The sequence below is a fragment of the Microbacterium neimengense genome, assembly GCF_054782995.1.
On record NZ_BAAGRK010000015.1, the window covers coordinates 660,615 to 679,217 of the forward strand.

At 70.0% G+C, this 18,603-nt stretch carries 16 protein-coding genes and 1 tRNA gene; 6 read left to right on the forward strand and 11 right to left on the reverse strand.

The genetic code is table 11. The annotated features are described in order from the left end of the window. Positions 1 to 13 precede the first annotated feature (13 nt). A complete protein-coding gene (gene fepB / locus ACYVJS_RS13790) occupies positions 14 to 1,009 on the reverse strand; it encodes a Fe2+-enterobactin ABC transporter substrate-binding protein (RefSeq protein WP_460740454.1) in 996 nt (331 codons plus the stop codon). A gap of 198 nt (positions 1,010 to 1,207) precedes the next feature. Between fepB and ACYVJS_RS13795 the strand changes: the two genes are divergently transcribed. Next, entirely contained in the window at positions 1,208 to 2,605 is a 1,398-nt protein-coding gene (locus ACYVJS_RS13795) for a helix-turn-helix domain-containing protein (RefSeq protein WP_460740455.1), read from the forward strand. A gap of 88 nt (positions 2,606 to 2,693) precedes the next feature. Here the strand turns inward: ACYVJS_RS13795 and ACYVJS_RS13800 are convergent, their stop codons facing one another. Beyond that, positions 2,694 to 3,932: a multidrug effflux MFS transporter gene (locus ACYVJS_RS13800; RefSeq protein ID WP_460740456.1), complete on the reverse strand. Its 1,239-nt coding sequence runs from the start codon at positions 3,930 to 3,932 to the stop codon at positions 2,694 to 2,696. 72 nt (positions 3,933 to 4,004) lie between these two features. Here ACYVJS_RS13800 and ACYVJS_RS13805 point away from each other — a divergent pair, with 72 nt between their 5' ends. After that, positions 4,005 to 4,511: a MarR family winged helix-turn-helix transcriptional regulator gene (locus ACYVJS_RS13805; protein WP_460740457.1), complete on the forward strand. Its 507-nt coding sequence runs from the start codon at positions 4,005 to 4,007 to the stop codon at positions 4,509 to 4,511. 83 nt (positions 4,512 to 4,594) lie between these two features. Here ACYVJS_RS13805 and ACYVJS_RS13810 read toward each other — a convergent pair whose 3' ends face one another. Further along, positions 4,595 to 5,380 carry an SseB family protein gene (locus tag ACYVJS_RS13810; RefSeq protein ID WP_460740458.1) on the reverse strand — a complete coding sequence of 262 codons (786 nt, stop codon included), beginning with the start codon at positions 5,378 to 5,380 and terminating at the stop codon, positions 4,595 to 4,597. A gap of 93 nt (positions 5,381 to 5,473) precedes the next feature. Between ACYVJS_RS13810 and ACYVJS_RS13815 the strand changes: the two genes are divergently transcribed. Beyond that, a complete protein-coding gene (locus tag ACYVJS_RS13815) occupies positions 5,474 to 6,019 on the forward strand; it encodes a DEAD/DEAH box helicase family protein (RefSeq protein ID WP_460740459.1) in 546 nt (181 codons plus the stop codon). Here ACYVJS_RS13815 and ACYVJS_RS13820 read toward each other — a convergent pair. Both ACYVJS_RS13820 and ACYVJS_RS13825 read right to left on the reverse strand, forming a co-directional pair. After that, the gene (locus tag ACYVJS_RS13820; RefSeq protein ID WP_460740460.1) at positions 5,974 to 6,945 is read right to left on the reverse strand and encodes an asparaginase domain-containing protein; all 972 of its coding nucleotides are present in this window, start codon (positions 6,943 to 6,945) and stop codon (positions 5,974 to 5,976) included. The genes ACYVJS_RS13815 and ACYVJS_RS13820 overlap by 46 nt on opposite strands. Next, positions 6,942 to 8,444, reverse strand: a complete 1,503-nt coding sequence (locus ACYVJS_RS13825; protein WP_460740461.1) for an amino acid permease — start codon at positions 8,442 to 8,444, stop codon at positions 6,942 to 6,944. The genes ACYVJS_RS13820 and ACYVJS_RS13825 overlap by 4 nt, the downstream gene beginning before the upstream one ends. Positions 8,445 to 8,624: 180 nt before the next feature. Between ACYVJS_RS13825 and ACYVJS_RS13830 the strand changes: the two genes are divergently transcribed. Then, complete coding sequence (locus tag ACYVJS_RS13830) at positions 8,625 to 10,022, forward strand: aspartate ammonia-lyase (RefSeq protein ID WP_460740462.1); 1,398 nt, start codon at positions 8,625 to 8,627, stop codon at positions 10,020 to 10,022. On the opposite strand, the gene ACYVJS_RS13835 is transcribed toward ACYVJS_RS13830, so the two are convergent. Together ACYVJS_RS13835 and ACYVJS_RS13840 are read right to left on the reverse strand one after the other, a co-directional pair. Next, positions 9,988 to 10,671 (reverse strand): FadR/GntR family transcriptional regulator, encoded by a 684-nt coding sequence (locus tag ACYVJS_RS13835; protein WP_460740463.1) that lies wholly within the window; start codon positions 10,669 to 10,671, stop codon positions 9,988 to 9,990. The two genes, ACYVJS_RS13830 and ACYVJS_RS13835, sit on opposite strands and share 35 nt — an antisense overlap. Positions 10,672 to 10,828: 157 nt before the next feature. Then, a tRNA-Gln gene (locus ACYVJS_RS13840) sits at positions 10,829 to 10,900 on the reverse strand. A 133-nt stretch (positions 10,901 to 11,033) separates the two neighbouring features. Here ACYVJS_RS13840 and ACYVJS_RS13845 point away from each other — a divergent pair. Continuing rightward, positions 11,034 to 12,941: a mannosyltransferase YkcB-related protein gene (locus ACYVJS_RS13845; protein ID WP_460740464.1), complete on the forward strand. Its 1,908-nt coding sequence runs from the start codon at positions 11,034 to 11,036 to the stop codon at positions 12,939 to 12,941. A gap of 9 nt (positions 12,942 to 12,950) precedes the next feature. Here the strand turns inward: ACYVJS_RS13845 and gltX are convergent, their stop codons facing one another. Next, on the reverse strand, positions 12,951 to 14,465 hold the full coding sequence (gene gltX, locus ACYVJS_RS13850) for a glutamate--tRNA ligase (RefSeq protein ID WP_460740465.1): 1,515 nt from the start codon (positions 14,463 to 14,465) through the stop codon (positions 12,951 to 12,953). A gap of 11 nt (positions 14,466 to 14,476) precedes the next feature. Continuing rightward, on the reverse strand, positions 14,477 to 15,442 hold the full coding sequence (locus ACYVJS_RS13855; RefSeq protein ID WP_460740466.1) for a LysR family transcriptional regulator: 966 nt from the start codon (positions 15,440 to 15,442) through the stop codon (positions 14,477 to 14,479). Between the two features lie 83 nt (positions 15,443 to 15,525). Here ACYVJS_RS13855 and ACYVJS_RS13860 point away from each other — a divergent pair, with 83 nt between their 5' ends. Beyond that, a complete protein-coding gene (locus tag ACYVJS_RS13860; protein ID WP_460740467.1) occupies positions 15,526 to 16,578 on the forward strand; it encodes an aminotransferase class V-fold PLP-dependent enzyme in 1,053 nt (350 codons plus the stop codon). Here ACYVJS_RS13860 and ACYVJS_RS13865 read toward each other — a convergent pair. Together ACYVJS_RS13865 and ACYVJS_RS13870 are read right to left on the reverse strand one after the other, a co-directional pair. Further along, on the reverse strand, positions 16,575 to 17,822 hold the full coding sequence (locus tag ACYVJS_RS13865) for an MFS transporter (protein ID WP_460740468.1): 1,248 nt from the start codon (positions 17,820 to 17,822) through the stop codon (positions 16,575 to 16,577). The two genes, ACYVJS_RS13860 and ACYVJS_RS13865, sit on opposite strands and share 4 nt — an antisense overlap. Further along, on the reverse strand, positions 17,815 to 18,582 hold the full coding sequence (locus tag ACYVJS_RS13870) for a fumarylacetoacetate hydrolase family protein (protein WP_274285546.1): 768 nt from the start codon (positions 18,580 to 18,582) through the stop codon (positions 17,815 to 17,817). The genes ACYVJS_RS13865 and ACYVJS_RS13870 overlap by 8 nt, the downstream gene beginning before the upstream one ends. Between the last annotated feature and the right edge of the window lie 21 nt (positions 18,583 to 18,603).

An 18,603-nucleotide genomic window follows, 5' to 3' on the forward strand; every position in this document is an offset into this window, starting at 1 on the left:
CGACCGAACGGCTTCAGGAGAACAGTTCCTTCACGTGCTCGACGATCTCTCGCGAGCTGTAAGGGTCCATGCGGAAGGAGTTGAGCCCCAGGCCGAACACGCGGCCGGCGGCAACCGACGGAAGATTCGCGAGCACGGGGTCCTCAGCGAATGCCTGCGCTCCGTCGTCGTCCGTCGAGAGGATGAAGGTCGTGCTGCTCGTCAGTTGAAGGAGGTTCTCGTAGGTCGCCCACACGAAATCCGCGCGCTGCTGTGCCTGCGTGTGCCAGGACGGATCCGGATCCTCGATCGTGAAGCCGAGGGACTCCAGCAGATCTGCGTGAGAGCCGCCCTTCCTCGCGATCGGGTTGTCCTGGCCCGGGCCGTTGAACGAAATCACGTTCGCCGTCCCTTCGGGAACAGTGATGGATGCGGCTGTGTCGTCGACGAGATCGTCGAAGTCGGAGATGGCGGCTTCCGCCTGCGCCTCCAGGCCGGTCGCCTCGCCAAGCTCGACGGCGAGATCCTGCCAGGTCTGCGCCCCGTAGTCGACGACGATGGTCGGGGCGACGGACTGCAGGTCACTCACCTGATCTGTGAGCGCATCACGCCCGCTGGTCGCGACGACGATCAGGTCGGGAGCGGCGGACATCACCGCCTCCAGGTCGAACTCGCCCACGCTCCAGAGGTTCTCGACGTCGCGCTCCTCGGCGATGTCGGCCCATTGGTCGAACCAGACACCGCCCACCTGCGAACCGCTCGCCACCACAGGAGCCTCGATGGCCAGCAGCGTGCCTGTCACCGAGACCGCGGTGGAGAGCACTCGCTGCGGCTGCTCGGGGATCTCGGTCGTGGAACCGTCGGCGTTATCGAACACCCGGGGCCAGGACTGGCTCGCCTGCGACGCGCTATCGGCATCCGCCGCGGGTGCCGTCGGTTCAGCGGCGCACCCGGTCAGCGCAATCAGGGCGGTGGCCGCCAGAGCGATGGGCAATGTCGCCAGGCGACGTGCGGATGCGAATGAAGACATGGGTTCCTTCCTGATGACCGGATGGCCGGCGGGCGATCGGGACAGCGCCGCGCGAGGCACCGGAGGCCGGAGAAATCGGGCGCTCCTCGCATCAGGTTAGGGTTGCCTTACTCGATGTGATGAACCCAGATCGGCAGATTCTTGTCCTCCCTCCTCCCCTTCGATCCAGCTGTCCTTCCGTCCGGCCCGACGCGAACCGTGCTCGACGCAGGTGCGCCCGTCGTGGTGTGGGCCGTAACCGGAAGCGCGCACATCGCGACCGCCGCGTCTCACCTCACGCTCGTCGCCGGTGAGGCGCTGTGGCTCCCCGGCAACGAGCGCGCAACGGTCCGCGGGACGGAGGGTGCGTGCATCTTGCCCGTACGCGCGCACAACGCGGATCCGGCAGCGGGGCCGGCACATCCCTTCACTGTCCCTCTCACCTCCACAGGGCGACGACTGCTCCTCTCGCTCTTCACTCGGAGCCTGGGGCTCCTCCATGGCGACGGCGTCCCGGCATCCGCGCTGCTACGGGCTCTCGACCAGCCGATCATCGATCTCGCACCGCCGCGCATGCCGCGATCGAGCGAGCTGCGCCGCGTCGCCGAAGCCCTCCTCGCGGATACCGCAGCCACGCTCACGCGGGTCGCCGGCGACCATGGCCTCAGCGAAAGCGCCGTGACCCGAGGATTCCGGTCGGAGACGGGATGGACGCCCGCGCGATGGCGTGCACGACGCACGCTCGCCGCGGCCGCCGAGCAGGTCCGCCGCACGGGTCGGGTCTCGGCGGGACTGACAGCGACCACGTACACGACTCCGCAGGCCTTCGCTCGCGCCTTCCGTCGCGAATGGGGGTTTCCCCCGAGCCGGCTGCTCGATCCCGCCCCGTCGCCCCGCGAGAACGTCCCTGTCTGCGCGGACGCGCTCGGCCCCCAGCGGAACGGGTATCACGTGGTCTGCTGGGTTGCCGCAGGCGGAGCCGAGCTCACGATCGACGCGGAGACCGTGGTACTCACCGCCGGCGACGTCGTGTGTCTGCCCGCGGGCCGCACGGTGAAGTACCGCACGCACGAAGGGTCCGCGGTCATCCCACTCGGATGGCTGCCGGGCGGTCTCCCCATGGCGGGCGGCATCATCGCGCGCGTGGACGAGTCCGCCACGGCACCGCTTCTCCGCCTGGCGGCGTGGGCGTACACCGGGGTCACTCCGCACCATGGCGGCGACGCTCGGCGCACGCTCGAGGCAGCGCTCGGACTGCAGGAGGCGGGTACCACGCACAGTGATGTGATCCGTGCCACCTACGCGCTGCTCGATGAGCTCTCCCACGAGCCCTCGAACGACGCATCGACCGAGCAGCTCGCAGCCCGGATGGGTATCGAGCCGGCAGATCTGCGCGGCGCGATCGACGCGCTGACAGGGACGAACCTGCCGTCCTGGCGCTCGCGCATGCGAATGGCCTGGGCACGGCGACTGCTCCGTGAGGGCGCGCACGCGACACAGGTCGCCCGACGCCTCGGCTACGCCGATTCCGCCTCCTTCAGCCGCGCGTTCGCGCGCGCGCACGGCTGCCCTCCCGCGACGTATCGGAGGCGGGGATTGGGCAGCGGCGGAGAGTGACGGAACGGATGCGGGTGGGACCGCTCCGGGACGTCACCTGGCGGATGCGGCCGCAGACGGGACCCGCAGCCGAGCCGTCGTCACAGCATCACCGCTGCTCCCGTGGGGTCGCCCGCTGCGCGATGAGGAACGCGGCGTTCGCCACCAGGGAAGCCGCGAGCATGGTCAGCGCGAGCGGCAGGGCGCTCTCCTCGCCGCCGACACCGACGAGCGGCGAGACGAGGCCGGCGAGGGTGAACTGGAGGAAGCCGAGCCAGGCCGACCCGGAGCCTGCACGTCCGCGTGCGGCTTCGAGCGCGAGGGCCGTCGCGTTGCCCATCACGAGGCCGAGTGAGCTGACGGCGGCGAGGATCGGAACGGCGAGCCAGATCGCGGGGACGCCCGCCAGCACCAGCGCCAGCAGCACCACGATGGCACCGAGATTCCAAAGCAGACCGACGCCCAGCAATCGCGTGAGAGGGATGCGGTGGGTGAGGCGGCTGCCCACGATGCTGGAGACCGTCAAGGCGAGGGCGTTGGCCGCGAACGCGAGGCCGTACTGAATCTCGTCGAAGCCCATCATCGTCTGATACACGAAGGGAGACGCCGAGATGTAGGCCATCATCGTCGCGAAGGCGAACGCATAGGCGGCGGCGTAGCCGAGGTAGCGGCGTGAGAGCAGCCGCACCGTCGGGATGGACGCAGGCGATCGCGAGACGTGGCGTGCATCCCGAGGGCGCGTCTCCCGCACGAAGAGCAGCACGAGCGGCACGGCGATCGCACCGAGGGCAGCCACGATCCCGAGCAGCCCCCGCCACCCGAGCGGTGCAGCGAGCACACTGCCGGCGAAGGGTGCGACGATCGGCGCGATGCCGCCCACGAGCATCATGACCGCCATCGCGCGGGCAGCCTCGGTCCCCCGCGCGAGATCGGCGATGATCGCGCGTCCGATGACCATTCCCGCCGCCCCGGCGAGTCCTTGTACGAGACGCGCCAGGACGAGGAGGGTGATCGTCGGGGCCAGCGCGGCGGCAGCACTCGCGAGGACGTAGAGGAGCAGGCCCACGAGCAGCGGCGGGAAGCGCCCCACCCGATCCGAGAGCGGCCCGAAGACGAGCTGCCCGACGCCCGCGCCGATCAGGAACGCCGTGAGGGAGAGTTGCACGCCGGTCGCCGTGGCGCTCAGGTCGACGGTCATCGCCGGGAAAGCAGAGAGATACAGGTCGGTGGCGAACGGGGCGACGGCGGAGAGCAGAGCGAGCGTGAGCAGCAGCGGCACGCCCACCGCAGATCGAGGGGCCACCGTTCGCACGGCTTCCGTGCCCGCCTGTTCCTTCATAGCCGTCATGTGAGCCCTTCCATCCTTCGCTATGTTTGCATAGCTATGTGACAATAGCATAATGAGGAAGGGATTCTGAAGATGACCGCAGAAACGGGGCCCGGTGTGGAGGCCGTCGGATCCATCGGCGGCGGTGCGAGCAGGGAGGACGCGCTCGCCGATCTCGCCGACGTCGTCTTGAGCGTGGCGCGGAAGATCCACGCACGTACGTCGGAAGCCTCGGACGCCATCCCCCTGACGCCGCTCGAAGCGTTGGCCATGCAGCACATCGACCGTCGCCCCGGCATCACCTCGTCGGAGTTCGCCGCCGACCTGTCGCTGAAGAGCAGCAACGCCAGCGCCGCGCTGCGGGAGTTGGAGCGCAAAGGACTCGTCCGCAGGGACCCCGATCCGCTCGACCGGCGCACGGTTCGTGTGACCGCGACCGCCAGGGCCCATGAGAACCTGCTCCGAGTCCGAGGCGCGTGGACCAAGCTGCTGTCCGATGTTCCCGCGGAGGCCGACCGCCTCGCGGAGGCGACAGATCTGCTGCGGTCGGTGGAGCGGGAGCTGTCCGAGCGGCGACACACCCACTCGTCGACCCGGTGATCGACGCCGCACCGCCGGAGCCGTCTCTGCGACGGCGAGGCCCATGAAGGCGAACGGCACTCATACAGGTGACCGACGGGTTGTCAGCTGACGTCGTCGCCGATCCGCTCGGGAGTCAGCGCGAACGATGACGGATGCTGCGGGTCGAGCACCAGAACGTCGAACGCCCCGCCGAGGAGTCGCAGGATCTCACGCCCGGAGCGCGGGACCACGGTGATCTCCTTGCCCGCGTAGATCGCGTCGACCCGTTCCGAATCGGTGAAGGCCAGGAGGATCCGCTCGCCGCGACCGTTGACGATGCTGGCGGGAGTGGAGCCGTCACCGGCCGGATCCAAGACGACGAACAGCTCGGCCTCCGCGATCTCTCGGACGACCGCGGCGTAGGTCTCGTCGTCTTGCGCCGCCGTGTAGGCGTCTGCGGCAGCCTGCACGCGGGGAGCGATGACGACGGCATCCGGCGAATCACGTTCCGCCGGGATCCACTGTCGGAAGAAGCGGAGGTTCGACAGCGACGTCCACGGTCCCGGCGAGTCCAGAACGATCCCGGCGACACCGTTCTGCGCGAAGGATGCGATCCAGTCGAGCGCCTGCGGCAGCGGAACGGCGAGCAGCGTGGCCTCCATGCCTCCCACCTCCGCCGCGCGCTCCGCGGTGCTGTAGACCCCGATGAGAGTGCCGACCCCGTCGAACTGGAATCCGCCGGGCATCGGCTCTTCCGGTGTCCCGCGGTTGACGATGAACCAGTCGGGCAGCTTCGCCGCCGCCTCCCAGACGGCCATCTCGGCTTCGGTGTTCCCCGTCGCAGCCCGGAAGGCCTCCTTACGAAGGTCCAGTTCGCGGACAAGGTCATCACGTGTGCGGTCGATCATCCTGCCATCATGACCGTCGCCCCGCGTCCTTTCACTCGTCTTGCCACAGGGCTCAGCATTCCGGTAGGCGCCCGGGCGAGATAGCTTCTTCTCGTGCGCATCGTCGTCTCCGGCACCCACGCCAGCGGGAAGAGCACTCTCATCTCGGACTTCGCCGCGCGGCATCCGCGGTTCACCGTGCTGACGGATCCGTTCGAGTCGATGGATGAGGCCGACGACGCCCCGCACGCGGGGATGTTCGCCGCACAGCTCCGGATCACCGCCGAGCGGCTCACCGACGAGGACCTGTCCGCCGATGTCATCGCCGAGCGCGGCCCGCTCGACTTCCTCGCGTACCTTCTCGCACTCGAGGACCTCACCGGCCACCCTGTGGACGAGGACGTGATTCAACTCGCCACCGACCTCACCACGAAGGCGCTGGGCACTGTCGATCTCCTCATCGTCCTCCCGCTCACGTCCGCGGATGCGATCCACGTGTCCGCCGATGAGCATCCCGCACTGCGCGAGTCGATGAACGACATCCTGCTCGAGCTCGTCGACGACCCCGACATCGTCGGCCGGACCCGGGTGGTGGAGCTGACCGGGTCTCTGACTCAGCGGCTTGATGCTCTGGAGGCGCTGCTGGCGCCCGAGGACTGAGAGGGCGCATGCCCCGCCACGGCGGCGGCGATGAGATCGCGGTCAGCGCCGGTCGCCAGCAGCGCCGCCAGCAGGATGCGCGCCTGCCCCGGGCGCAGGGTCGGCGAGTGGATGGCACCCGCCTCGGCGAGGTCCGCGCCGCCTCCGCCCCCACCGTACGAGGGGACCAGAAGGCCCCTCGGAACACGGCTGGAGACGACGACGGGGATGCCGCCCGCCACGGCGTCGCGCACCGCGGCGACGACCGTCGGCGTGGTGTTGCCCGACCCGAGCGCCTCGAGGACGAGGCCGTCCGCTCGGGCAGCGAGACTGGCTCGCACGTGCAGGTCGTCCGCGCCGGGCGGCAGCGCGATGACGTCGACTCGCAGCCGTGAGACGGCGCCCCGGAAGTGAGGGAGGACCGCGGCATCCTGTCGCGCGTGCCCGAAGGCGTCGGCGCGGTCCGTCGTCAACTTCGACAGACCCCAGGTCGAGTGGATGCGGCCACCGAAGGCGACCCAGACGCCGGGGTCCGCGGCGCGAGTCGCAGCAAGCGCGTCGCGGATGTTGTCGGGCCCGTCCGAGGCCGGGTGGTCGGCGGTGAACTGGGCACCGGTGAAGACGACCGGAACCCGCGGTCGGCCGACCTGGAGCGCGGCGAGCAGCGAGGTCTCCTCGAGCGAGTCGGTGCCGTGCAGGACGAGGACGCCCCGCACGCCCTCGTCGTCCACGGCGCGGGCGACCGCGTCGGCGATGTGCTGCATGTCGGCGAGCGTGAAGGTCGCCGAGTCGGCCGCCAACGCGTCGACGACGCGCACGTCGTCCCCGTCGGCCAAACCGTGGAGCAGAGCGCTCCCGCCGAGGACGGGAGCGCTCGACCCGTCCGGCGACCGGCGGCTCGCAATGGTGCCGCCGGTCGCGATGACGACGAGGTGGCCTTCGCTCACGCGCCGCCCTCGTCCGTGCGCTGCATCGCGGCGATCGTGCCGGTCTGCTCGGCGGCCAGCATCCGGATGCGGTCGCGCAGCAGGAACCAGCCGCCGATGAGGGCGGGCACGATCACGATGAGGGAACCGACCGTGAAGGTGCCGATCGGGAAGTCGAGCGCCATGAGGACGATGACCGCGGCGAGGAACACGAGGGTGACCCAGCCGGTGTAGGGAGCTCCCGGCATCCGGAACGACGGGCGTTCCATGACGCCGGCGCGCGACAGTCGCTGCAGCTTGATCTGGCACAGGATGATGACCGCCCAGGCGCTGATGATGCCGAGGGCCGAGACGTTCAGGGCGATCTCGAACGCCTGCGAGGGAACGAGGGCGTTGAGCACGACGCCGAGAGCGGTGACGACCGCGGTGACCGCGATGCCCATGTAGGGAACGCCCGCACGGTTCATCCTCATGAGAGGCGCGGGGGCGGAGCCGGTGACGGCCATCGAGTGGAGGATGCGCCCGGTGGAGTACAGGCCGGCGTTGAGAGAGGACACCACCGCCGTGAGCACGACCAGGTTCATGATGACGTCCGCGCCCTGTACGCCGATCGACCCGAAGAAGGTGACGAAGGGGCTCTCACCGGACTTGTAGCTCGAGAACGGCAGCAGGAGGGCGAACAGCAGCACCGAGCCGACGTAGAACACGGCGAGGCGGAACACGACCGCACGGATGGCCTTCGGCATGATCTTGCGTGCGTTCTCGGTCTCGCCCGCGGCGGTGCCGACGAGTTCGATCGACGCGTAGGCGAACACGACGCCCTGCACCACGATGAGGGCGGGGAGGATGCCGTTGGGGAACACTCCCCCGTTGTCGACGATCAGGTGGAAGCCGGGGGTGGTCCCCGCGACGGGCGTGCCGGTGACCACGAAGAAGATGCCGACGACGAGGAAGGTGACGAGGGCGGCGACCTTGATGATCGCGAACCAGAACTCGAGCTCGCCGAAGACCTTCACCGAGAGCAGGTTCATCGCCAGCACCAGCACGAGCGCGACGAGCGCGAACACCCACTGCGGGATGCCGACGAGCGCGGGGACGTACTGCTTGAAGAAGTTCATGTAGAGCGCGACGGCGGTGACGTCTGCGACCGAGGTCATCGCCCAGTTGAGCCAGTACATCCAGCCGGCGGCGAACGCCATCTTCTCGCCGTAGAACTCGCGGGCGTAGGACACGAAGGAGCCGGTCGAGGGGCGGTGGACGATCAGCTCGCCGAGCGCGCGCATCACGAGGAAGGCGAACACGGCGCAGACGGCGTAGACGAGCACGAGCGCCGGTCCTGCCGTCGCGAGTCGGCCGCCTGCGCCCATGAACAGACCCGTTCCGATGGCACCGCCGATGGCGATCATCTGGATCTGGCGCGGACGCAGACCCTTGTGGAAGCCCGCGCCTTCGGCCTGGGCGATCGAGGCCGTGCGCAGCAGCGCGGCCTCCGTCTGTGACGTGCTCGACTCCGTTGTCATGGGTTCTCGCTTTCTGGTCTCGTCGGCTCCATCGCCGCGAGGAGGAGGACGTACTATCTGCCTGACAGGTCGGGGACCACTGAACACCTGCTCGGCCGCATTCGTCAAGTCCGGGCCGTGAAAATGTCGAATCTGTCTGATAGGTTGGCGCCGTTCGTCCACCTCAAGGAAGAGAGCGACATGACGACGACGCGCACCGAGCACGACCTCCTCGGACCTGCCGAGATCCCCCACGACGCGTACTGGGGTGTCCACACGGCCCGCGCCCGGGACAACTTCCCGGTCACCGGCGTGCCGATCGGCACGTACCCCTTCCTCCTGCGCGGACTCGCGTTCGTCAAGGAGGCTGCGGCTCTCGCCAACCGCGACCTCGGCCTGCTCGATCCCGTGCGCGCAGACGCGATCGCCGCGGCCTGCCGCGAGATCCGAGGCGGCGCGCTCGCCGACCAGTTCGTCGTCGACGTCATTCAGGGCGGCGCGGGCACGTCGACCAACATGAACGCGAACGAGGTGATCGCCAACCGCGCCCTCGAGATCCTCGGGCATGCCAAGGGCGAGTACGCCCACCTGCACCCGAACGATCACGTCAACCTGAGCCAGTCGACCAACGACGCCTACCCGACCGCGATCGACGTCGCGCTCGTCGAGGGCGTCGACGGACTGGATGCGGCAATGGGCGTCCTGCACGATGCCTTCGCCGCGAAGGCTGCCGAGTTCGCCGGATTCGTCAAGATCGGGCGGACCCAGCTGCAGGATGCGGTGCCGATGACCCTCGGGCAGGAGTTCCGCGCGTTCGCGGTCATGCTCGACGAGGACCGGCATCGGCTCCGGGAGTCCGCACGACTGCTGCTCGAGGTGAACCTCGGCGCGACGGCGATCGGCACCGGCCTGAACGCGCCCGCCGCCTACGGTCCGCTGGCCGTCAGGCACCTCGCCGACCTCACGGGACGCCCCTTCGTTCCCGCCACGGATCTCGTCGAGGCCACGCAGGATCCGGGCGCCTTCGTCCATCTGTCGGGCATGCTCAAGCGCATCGCCGTAAAGCTCTCGAAGACGTGCAACGATCTGCGCCTGCTGTCGTCGGGACCGCGCGCGGGACTCGGCGAGATTACCCTGCCCGCTCTCCAGGCGGGGTCGAGCATCATGCCGGGCAAGGTGAACCCCGTGATCCCCGAGATGGTCACGCAGGTCGCGTACACCGTCATCGCCGACGATCTCGCCGTCACGCTCGCCGCCGAGGCCGGACAGCTGCAGCTGAATGCGTTCGAGCCGGTCATCGTGCGCGCGCTGTCGCAGAGCATCGCGCACCTGACCGCCGCGTGCCGACTGCTCGCCGAGCGGTGCGTGAGCGGCATCCAGGCCCGTCCGGAGGTGATGGCCGCCCGCGTGACCGAATCGATCGGACTCGCCACCGCCCTCAACCCGCTGATCGGCTACCGCGCCGCGACCGAGGTCGCCGGTGAGGCGCTGCGCTCGGGGCGTTCGGTGCCCGAGGTCGTGCTCGAGCGGGGCCTGCTGGATGCCGACGCTCTCGTGGCGGCACTCAGTCCCGAGAAGCTGGTTCCGACAGCGGGCTGACGACGCGTTCGACGGCGCCGAGGTGCGCGCGCATCGCTTCGCGCGCCTCGATGGCCGAGCCGATGCCGATCGCCTCGGCGATCGCCCGGTGCTCGCGGGAGGAGGGCTCGCGTCGATCCGCGATGAGGTTCACGACGCCGGACTGGTGGCTGAGGGCGTCACGGATGTCGCCGACGGCGCGGGCGAACACCGCGTTGCCGGATGCTTCGGCCACGAGCACGTGGAAGCGGGAGTCGAGCTCGACCCACTCCTCCGGGTCGGTTGTGGCGTCCATGCGATCGCACAGCGCCACGAGCTCCGCGCGCTGTTCGTCGGTGCGGCGCTCGGCGGCGAGGCCCGCGGCGGGCACCTCGATGTGCGGTCGAGCCTCGCTGAGGTCGCGCGGCGAGAAGTCACCGTACCCGAGGGAGAGGGCGGGACGGTCCGACACCACGTACGTGCCGCTGCCCGTCCGAGTACGCGTGAGACCGAGGGCTTGGAGAGACCGGATGGCCTCGCGGACGCTCGGACGGCTGACGCCGTAGCGTTCGGCGAGTGCGGCTTCCGAGGGAAGCCTGTCGCCCACCGCGAGACGGCCGGTGACGATCTCTTCGCGAAGCCCTTCGAAGACGCCGTCCGCGGCGCGGGCACCGACAGAGGACGAGCTCATTGCGCTCCCCCGGTCCGCCTCGTCACGCCAGTCACCCGGCCAGCCTAACGGGCGGCGCGTTTCGCGTACGGGAGGCTCACGGAGCGTGAGGTCGCCCACCGAAAGCAACAGCCCCGGCGGTCCGCTCTGACGCGGATTCCCGGGGCTATCTGACTTGCTGGGGTACCTGGACTCGAACCAAGAACAACTGAACCAGAATCAGCCGTGTTGCCAATTACACCATACCCCACCGGCTTCTACCGAAGTAGCGCCAAGAGAAGAGCTTAGCCCACGCCCGCGGCAATCCCAAACCGGGACGGGCTCACGGCGACGCCATCGACGGCTCATCTGCTATCCCTCACTGTCGCTCCTACGGTCCTGCCATGACCGCTGTCTCCGCTCCCCCTGCCCGCTCGTGGCGGACCCGCGCCACGTGGCCCGTGGGGCTCGTGCTGATCGTGATCGCCGCCGCCGTCTTGACCGGATGGCAGGTATCCGCGTCAATGAGCGATTACTACGGCGCCGTCGCCATGTCGATGAGCAAAAGCTGGTCGAATCTCTTCTTCGGGGCTTTCGACCCCGCCGGTACGGTCTCCCTCGACAAGATCCCCGGCTCCTTCTGGATCCCTGCCCTCGCCGTGCGCATGTTCGGTTTCTCACCGGCGGCCGTCATCATTCCAAACGCCGTCGCGGCCACTGCGGCGGCCGTCGTCACCGCGTTCACGGCCCGTCGGCTGGTAGGGACGACGGGTGGTCTGATCGCGGGTGCGGTCGTGGCGACCACCCCGATCCTCGTGGCGGTGGCTCGGTCCCATCAGCCGCAGGCGTTCTTCGTGCTCGCGCTCGCGCTGGTGGCGTGGGCCGCGGTGCGGGCGATCCAACAGCGCAGTCTCGGCTGGTACCTGCTCGCCGGAGCGCTCGTCGGCGTCGCCTTCCAGACCTACATGCTCGAGGCGTGGGCGGTCTGGCCGGCGCTCGCAGCGGCCTACCTGTGCACACGCCAGCCGTGGTGGCGCCGCATCTGGCACACGCTCCTCGCGGGCGCCGTGAGTCTCGTGGTCTCGCTCGCCTGGGTGGCCGTCGTCTGGCTCGTTCCCGCATCCGATCGCCCGTACGTCGGTGGAACGAACAGCAACAATCCGTGGGAGATGGTGTTCGGCTACAACGGGCTCGGGCGCTTCAGCGCCACTGCCGACTCGGCCGCCTACCGCTCGTTCACGCCGTCCTTCTCTGGCGATCCCGGCCCCTTCCGCCTGTTCAACACCGAACTCGCCGGACAGATCGCGTGGCTGCTTCCCGCGACCGTCGCGGCGATCGTGGTCCTGTTCATCCTGCGGTGGCGCCCCGCGACCGTCGTGTTCCTCGGCGGGTGGTTCGCGACCGAGGTGGCGATGTTCTCGCTCGTCGCCGGGATGCACCAGTTCTACACGTCGGCGCTGGCCATCCCGATCGCCCTGCTGGTGGCGGCGACATTCGCCGTCGCGCGCTCGCGACGCCTGCTGTGGCCCCAGATTCTGCTCATCGCCGTCGCGGCGCTCACGGCCGTCCTGATCGCGGCGATGTACACCGCACCGAACCCGGTCATCGCCTGGGTGCAGGTCGCGGTCGCCGCGGTCGCAGTTCTGCTCCTGGTTCTCGAACGTCGGGCGCAGGCGCTTCGCTGGGTGACCGCCGTGGTCGCGGTGATCGCGCTCCTGCTGACACCGGCAGCCTGGTCGGTGCTGACGATCAGCGCGCCGAGCTCGATCAACCCCACCGCCGCGGGCGTCTCTCAGATGCCGGGTGGTGGCGGTGGCTTCGGTGGCTCCCGGCCCAGCGGCGCGACGTTCGGCGGATCGGCGGGCGGCGCGAGACCGCAAGCGCCGGCCGGCGGCGTGCAGAACGGTGCCCGCGGCGGGATGCGTCCCACGGGCGTACCGGGCGAGACCACCTCGAACACGGCGTTGCTGCTCTACCTCACGGAGCGTCAGGGCGACGCGAAGTACCTCGTCGCCACGTTCGGCGCGCAGTCAGCGGCGCAGCTGATCCTCGCCTCCGGTGGAGGCTCCGTGCTGCCCATCGGCGGATTCGACGGCAGCGACGACGTCCCTACCCTCGCCGCATTCCAGCAGATGGTCGCCGACGGCGAGGTCACGTACGTGCTCGGCTCCGGCGCGTCGGGAGCTGGTGCGGGAGGCACCCGCTCGGCATCGACCTCCACGACGGACATCAGCGCGTGGGTGGCATCCACGTGCACCCTCGTCAGCGATGCCCCCGCGGGCGCGACGCTCTACTCCTGCGCCGCAGGATGAGCGAGCGCGTCAGCCGATCTTCTGCACGAGGGCGTCGAGGCGGCGGATGCTCTCGCTCTTGCCGAGCAGCTCCATCGACTCGAACAACGGCGGTGACACGCGACGACCGCTGACGGCGACCCGGAGCGGTCCGTACGCGACGCGCGGCTTCAGGCCGAGCTCCTCGATCAGCGCCTTCTGCAGCGCCTCCTGCACGGATGCGGCCGCGAACTCCGCGTGCGGCACGAGCTCGAGCGCGTTGACCGAGGCGACCAGCACCTCGCCCGCGTTGGCCGGCAGCGACGCGAGGGCGTCGTCGGCGTACTCCACGTCGTCGCGGAAGAGGAAGCCGAGGAGACCCGGCACATCGCCCAGCAGCTGCACACGCTCCTGCACGAGCGGAGCCGCGGCGGCGATAAGCGCCCGCTCGCGGTCGTCGAGCGTCTCGCCGATGATCCCCGCGTCGCGCAGGTACGGCAGGATGCGGGTCGCGAAGTCCTCGGGCGCCAGCATCCGGATGTGGTCGCCGTTGATGGACTCGGCCTTCTTCTGGTCGAAGCGGGCCGGGTTGGGGTTCACGTCGGCGATGTCGAAGGCCTCGACGAGCTCGTCGAGCGAGAAGACGTCGCGATCGGGCGCGAGCGACCAGCCGAGCAGCGAGAGGTAGTTGAGCAGACCCTCGTGGATGAAGCCCTTCTCGCGCTGCAGGAAGAGGTCGGCCTTCGGGTCGCGCTTGGAGAGCTTCTTGTTGCCCTCCTCCCCCAGAACCAGCGGCATGTGGCCGAAGCGCGGGACGAAGTCGGTGACGCCTGCCTCGATCAGCGCACGGTAGAGCGAGAGCTGACGCGCGGTCGAGGGCATGAGGTCCTCGCCGCGGATGACGTGCGTGATGCCCATGAGCGCGTCGTCGACGGGGTTCACGAACGTGTACAGCGGCACACCGCCCGCGCGCACGATGACGAAGTCGGGGAAGGATCCGGCGGGGAACGTCACCTCACCCCGGATGAGGTCCACGTAGGTGAGGTCTTCGTCCGGCACGCGCAGGCGGTAGGCGGGCTCGCGGCCCTCGGCGCGGAACGCGGCCTTCTGCTCTTCGGTGAGCGTGCGGTCGTAGTTGTCGTAACCGAGCTGCTTGGCGCGGCCGTTCGCCTCGTTGCGCGCGTCGATCTCCTCGGCCGTCGAGTAGCTCTCGTACACGACGCCCGCGGCGAGCAGCTTGTCGAGCACCTCGCGGTAGAGCTCGTGCCGCTGCGACTGCCGGTACGGCGCGTGGGGTCCTCCGACCTCGACACCCTCGTCCCAGTCGATCTCGAGCCAGCGCAGCGCCTCGAGCAGCTGCTGGTAGCTCTCCTCGCTGTCGCGGGCCGCATCCGTGTCTTCGATGCGGAAGACGAGCTTGCCGCCGTTGTGTCGGGCGTAGGCCCAGTTGAACAGCGCGGTGCGGATGAGCCCGACGTGCGGCAGGCCCGTGGGCGAGGGGCAGAACCGCACCCGGATGTCGGAGCCGGTTGCGGTCGTGGTGCGGGGATCGGGTGCGGAAACCATAGGTTCCCAGCCTACCCGCGTCGCCCCGCCGTGCCGCGGCCCACTCCCGCGGCCTCCGCGGCCTCTCCGACAGCCGCGAGCGCCAGCCGGAGCGCAGGCACCCGGTGGGCGTCGGCCGCCGTCACCACGTGGAGCGTGCGTTGCTCCCCCGGCGGCAGCGGCATCGCCTGCACGCCCGGCAGGAGCGGGAACGACTCCAGCGCGAGCCCCGGGAGTGTGGCCACACCCGTGCCGCGGGCCACGAGGTTCTCCACGGCGACGATGTTGTCGGTCTCAAAGGCGATCCGCGGCGTGAACCCGGCACGGGCGCAGAGCTCGAGCAGGTGCCCTCGGCACCGCGGGCACCCCGCGATCCAGGAGGCGTCGGCGAACTCGCCGAGCTGCGCGACGGACGCTCCGACGAGATCGTGTCCGTCGGGAACGACGACGAACATGCGGTCCGCGCCGAGGGTGCGCACGACGAGGCCGCGCGCGCTCTCGCCGTGCGGATCGTTCTCGTCACCCGGATAGCTGAACGTGAGAGCGATGTCGGCGCGATCCTCTCGCACCGCGGCCATCGCCTCCGGAGGCTCCGCCTCGACGTAGGTCACCGCGATCCCGGGCGCCTTCGCCGACAGCGCCGCGAGCACCCGCGGCACGAGCGTGGGCGACGCCGAAGGGAACCCGGTCAGCCGCACGCGACCCGAGGCGAGCCCGCGCAGCTGCGCCAGCTCGTCCGCGGCCGCGTCGATCGAGCGCGCGACCGCATCCGCATGCCTGGCGAGCACGGCACCGGCCTCGGTGAGGCGCACCCGCCGCCCGACACGCTCGACCACCGGCATCCCGACACGACCCTCGATCCGGCGCACCTGCTGGCTGACGGCGGGCTGGCTGTAGCCGAGCGATGCGGCAGCCCCGGTGATGGATCCGGTCTCGGCGATCGCGCGCATCACGCGGAACGCCTGAACGGCGAGCTCACCCTCATCCTGATCGGCCATGCGCCGAATATATAACGCGAGCTTATGAACGCGATGCCCCTTCTGCCGTAGACCGCGACCTCGCGCATCCCGATGCTGGAGACATGACCGCACCGCTGGAACTCACCGCCGTCCGCGCGGCCTTCGACGGCGGTCGGGACTACCTCGCCGCCTGCACCGGCGGGCTACCGCCGCGCGCGAGTCGCGATGCCCTGATCGCCGACATCATGCGTTCGGTGACGCACGGAGCGGATGCGGCGGCCTACTCCGTCGTCGTCGAGCAGACGCGCCGGCACGCCGCACGACTGCTGCAGGTCGCGCCCGAGCGCGTCGCGATCGGGTCCCAGACCTCGGTTCTGGTGAGCCTCATCGCGGCATCCCTGCCGGAAGGCAGCGAGGTGCTCGTGCCGGATGGCGATTTCTCCTCCCTCGTCCTCCCGTTCGTGCACCGCGGCGGCCTCCCGGTGCGCTGCGCCCCGCTCGCGGAGCTCGCCGACGCGGTGCGGCCCGACACCGCTCTTGTGGCCTTCTCGGTCGTGCAATCGGCCTCCGGTGAGGTTGCCGACCATTCCGCCATCACCGCCGCCGCCCGCGCGGTGGGCGCCCGCACGCTGTGCGACGGGACGCAAGCCGTCGGCTGGCTTCCCGTCGACGCATCCGCCTTCGACGCGTTCGTCGTGCACGCGTACAAGTGGCTGTGCGCGCCGCGCGGCGTCGCCTTCCTCGCCCTCACCGAGGAGTTCGCCGCCACCCTCACACCGCTCCACGCCGGCTGGTACGCGGGAGCCGATCCGTGGCAGTCCTGCTACGGCGACGCCGCAAGACTCGCCTCGAATGCCCGCCGCTTCGACGTCTCCCCCGCCTGGCAGGCCTTCGTCGGCGCCGAGCCCTCGCTCGCCCTTTTCGCCGACGCCGACATGGCCGCCGTCCACCGGCACGCGACCGCTCTGGCGACGCGCTTCCTCATCGAGATGGGCCTGCCCGCCCCCACCACACCGAGCGCGATCGTGACGTGGACCGACCCGGATGCCGCCGACCTCGTACGCCTGCAGGCCGCCGGCATCACCGCATCCGGCCGCGCCGGACGCGCGCGCCTCGCCTTCCACGTCTTCAACGACGAGGACGACGTCGACCGCGCGCTGCGGGCCCTCCGCTAGGCCGCGTCGCGTCTGGATCGCGCGAGCGGAGACGCCACCACCACGAGCACGACCAGCGCGAGCGTCACGAGCGCCAGCCCCCCGAATCCGATCCAGCCGAGGATGACTCCCGCGAGGATCGCACCGGCCGCCCCCACGAGGTTCATCGCGAGGTCGCTGCGACCCTGCCGGCGGGTGCGCATCGCCTCACTGCTGGTCTCTACGAGCAATGCCGCGCCCGCCACGGTCGAGGCGCTCCACCCGAGCCCCAGCAGCACGAGGCCGATGGTCACCGCGGTGTTCGAGCTCTGCCCCAGCCCCGACACCAGAAGGGATGCAGCGAGCAGCCCCTGCCCGACGAGCACGGTCGGCACCCGGCCGATCCGGTCGGCGAGGATTCCGAACACCGGCGACAGGGCATACATCCCCGCGATGTGCAGGCTGATGGTGAGTCCCACGATCGTGAGGCTCGCGCCGTGGTGGACGAGATGCACGGGCGTCATCGCCATGACGGCGACCATCGTGCCGTGAGAGGCGGCGATCGCGAGGATCGCGTACCGCGCCGCCACGGGCCGGTCGGCGCGTGCGATCCGAGGGCCCGCGCCGGCCGCATCCCGCGCGACGAGGCGCTGCGCGAGCACGAGCGGGTCGGGGCGCAGAGCAGCGACGTACAGGATGACGGCCAGCACCTGGGCGACGATCGTGAACAGATAGGGGCCGGTCAGCGGAGGCATGCCGACGAGGTCGCCAAGCGCCTGCCCTGGGCCCACCAGGTTGGGGCCGAGGACGGCACCGACTGTCGTCGCCCAGACGACAACCGAGATGTCGCGGCCGCGCGACGCGTCGGTGGCGAGGTCGGCCGCAGCGAACCGCGATTGCAGGTTCGCCGCCTGCCCGGCACCGATCAGCACGACACCCGCCAGCAGCAGCGGGAAGGATGCGGCGGCCACCGCACCGATGACGAGGAGGACGCCGACGAGGGCCACCGAGAGCCCGGCCGCGAGCGCGGGACGGCGCCCGCTTCGACGTGCGAGGGCCGCGAGCGGGATGGCGAACGCGGCGGCGCCGAGCGTCACGGCTGCTGTCGCCCAGCCCGAGAACGCCTCGTCACCGGACAGCTCGGTGGCGAGGATCGCGCCGAGCGAGATCGTTGCACCGAAGGCGATGCCGCCGAGGATCTGTCCGGACGAGAGCAGCCACAGCGTGCGGCGGCGGATGCGGGTCAGCTCGGCCGCATCCGGCAGCAGATCAACAGCTTCAGGCATCGCGCACGGTGTTGCGCAGAACGCCGATCCCCTCGACCTCGACCTCGACCTCGTCGCCGGCCACGAGCGGGCCGACACCGGCGGGGGTTCCCGTCATGATGACGTCGCCCGGAAGCAGCGTGAACACCGACGACGCGTACGCGATGAGCTCGGCGATCGGGAACATCAGGTCGGTGAGCGGAGCGGACTGACGCTCGTCGCCGTTGACGCGCGTCACGACGCGCGCGGCGGATGCGGGATCGAACTCTGTCTCGATGACGGGTCCGAGCGGGCAGAAGGTGTCGAAGCCCTTGGCGCGCGACCACTGGCCGTCGCTGCGCTGAAGGTCGCGCGCGGTCACATCGTTGCCGACCGTGTACCCGAACACGACATCGAGCGCCTTCTCCACTGGCACGTTCTTCGCGATGCGACCGATCACCACGACGAGCTCGCCCTCGAAGTCGACCCGCTCGGATTGCGTGGGGCGCACGATGACGTCGCCCGGGCCGATGACCGCGGTGTTGGGCTTGAGGAACATCAGAGGCTCGGCGGGAACGTCGTTGCCGAGCTCCTCCGCGTGCGCGCGGTAGTTGCGTCCGATCGCCACGACTTTCGATCGCGGGATCACCGGCGCCAACAGCGCCACATCCGCGATCGGGATGCGCTTGCCCGTGGGCTCGAAGCCGGCGAACATCGGGTCCCCGGCGAGCTGCACGAGCTCGTCGTCGTCGACGATTCCGTAAGCGATGGCGTCCTGGTGGCTGAAACGAGCGATCTTCACCCGTTCAGCCTATCCAGGACG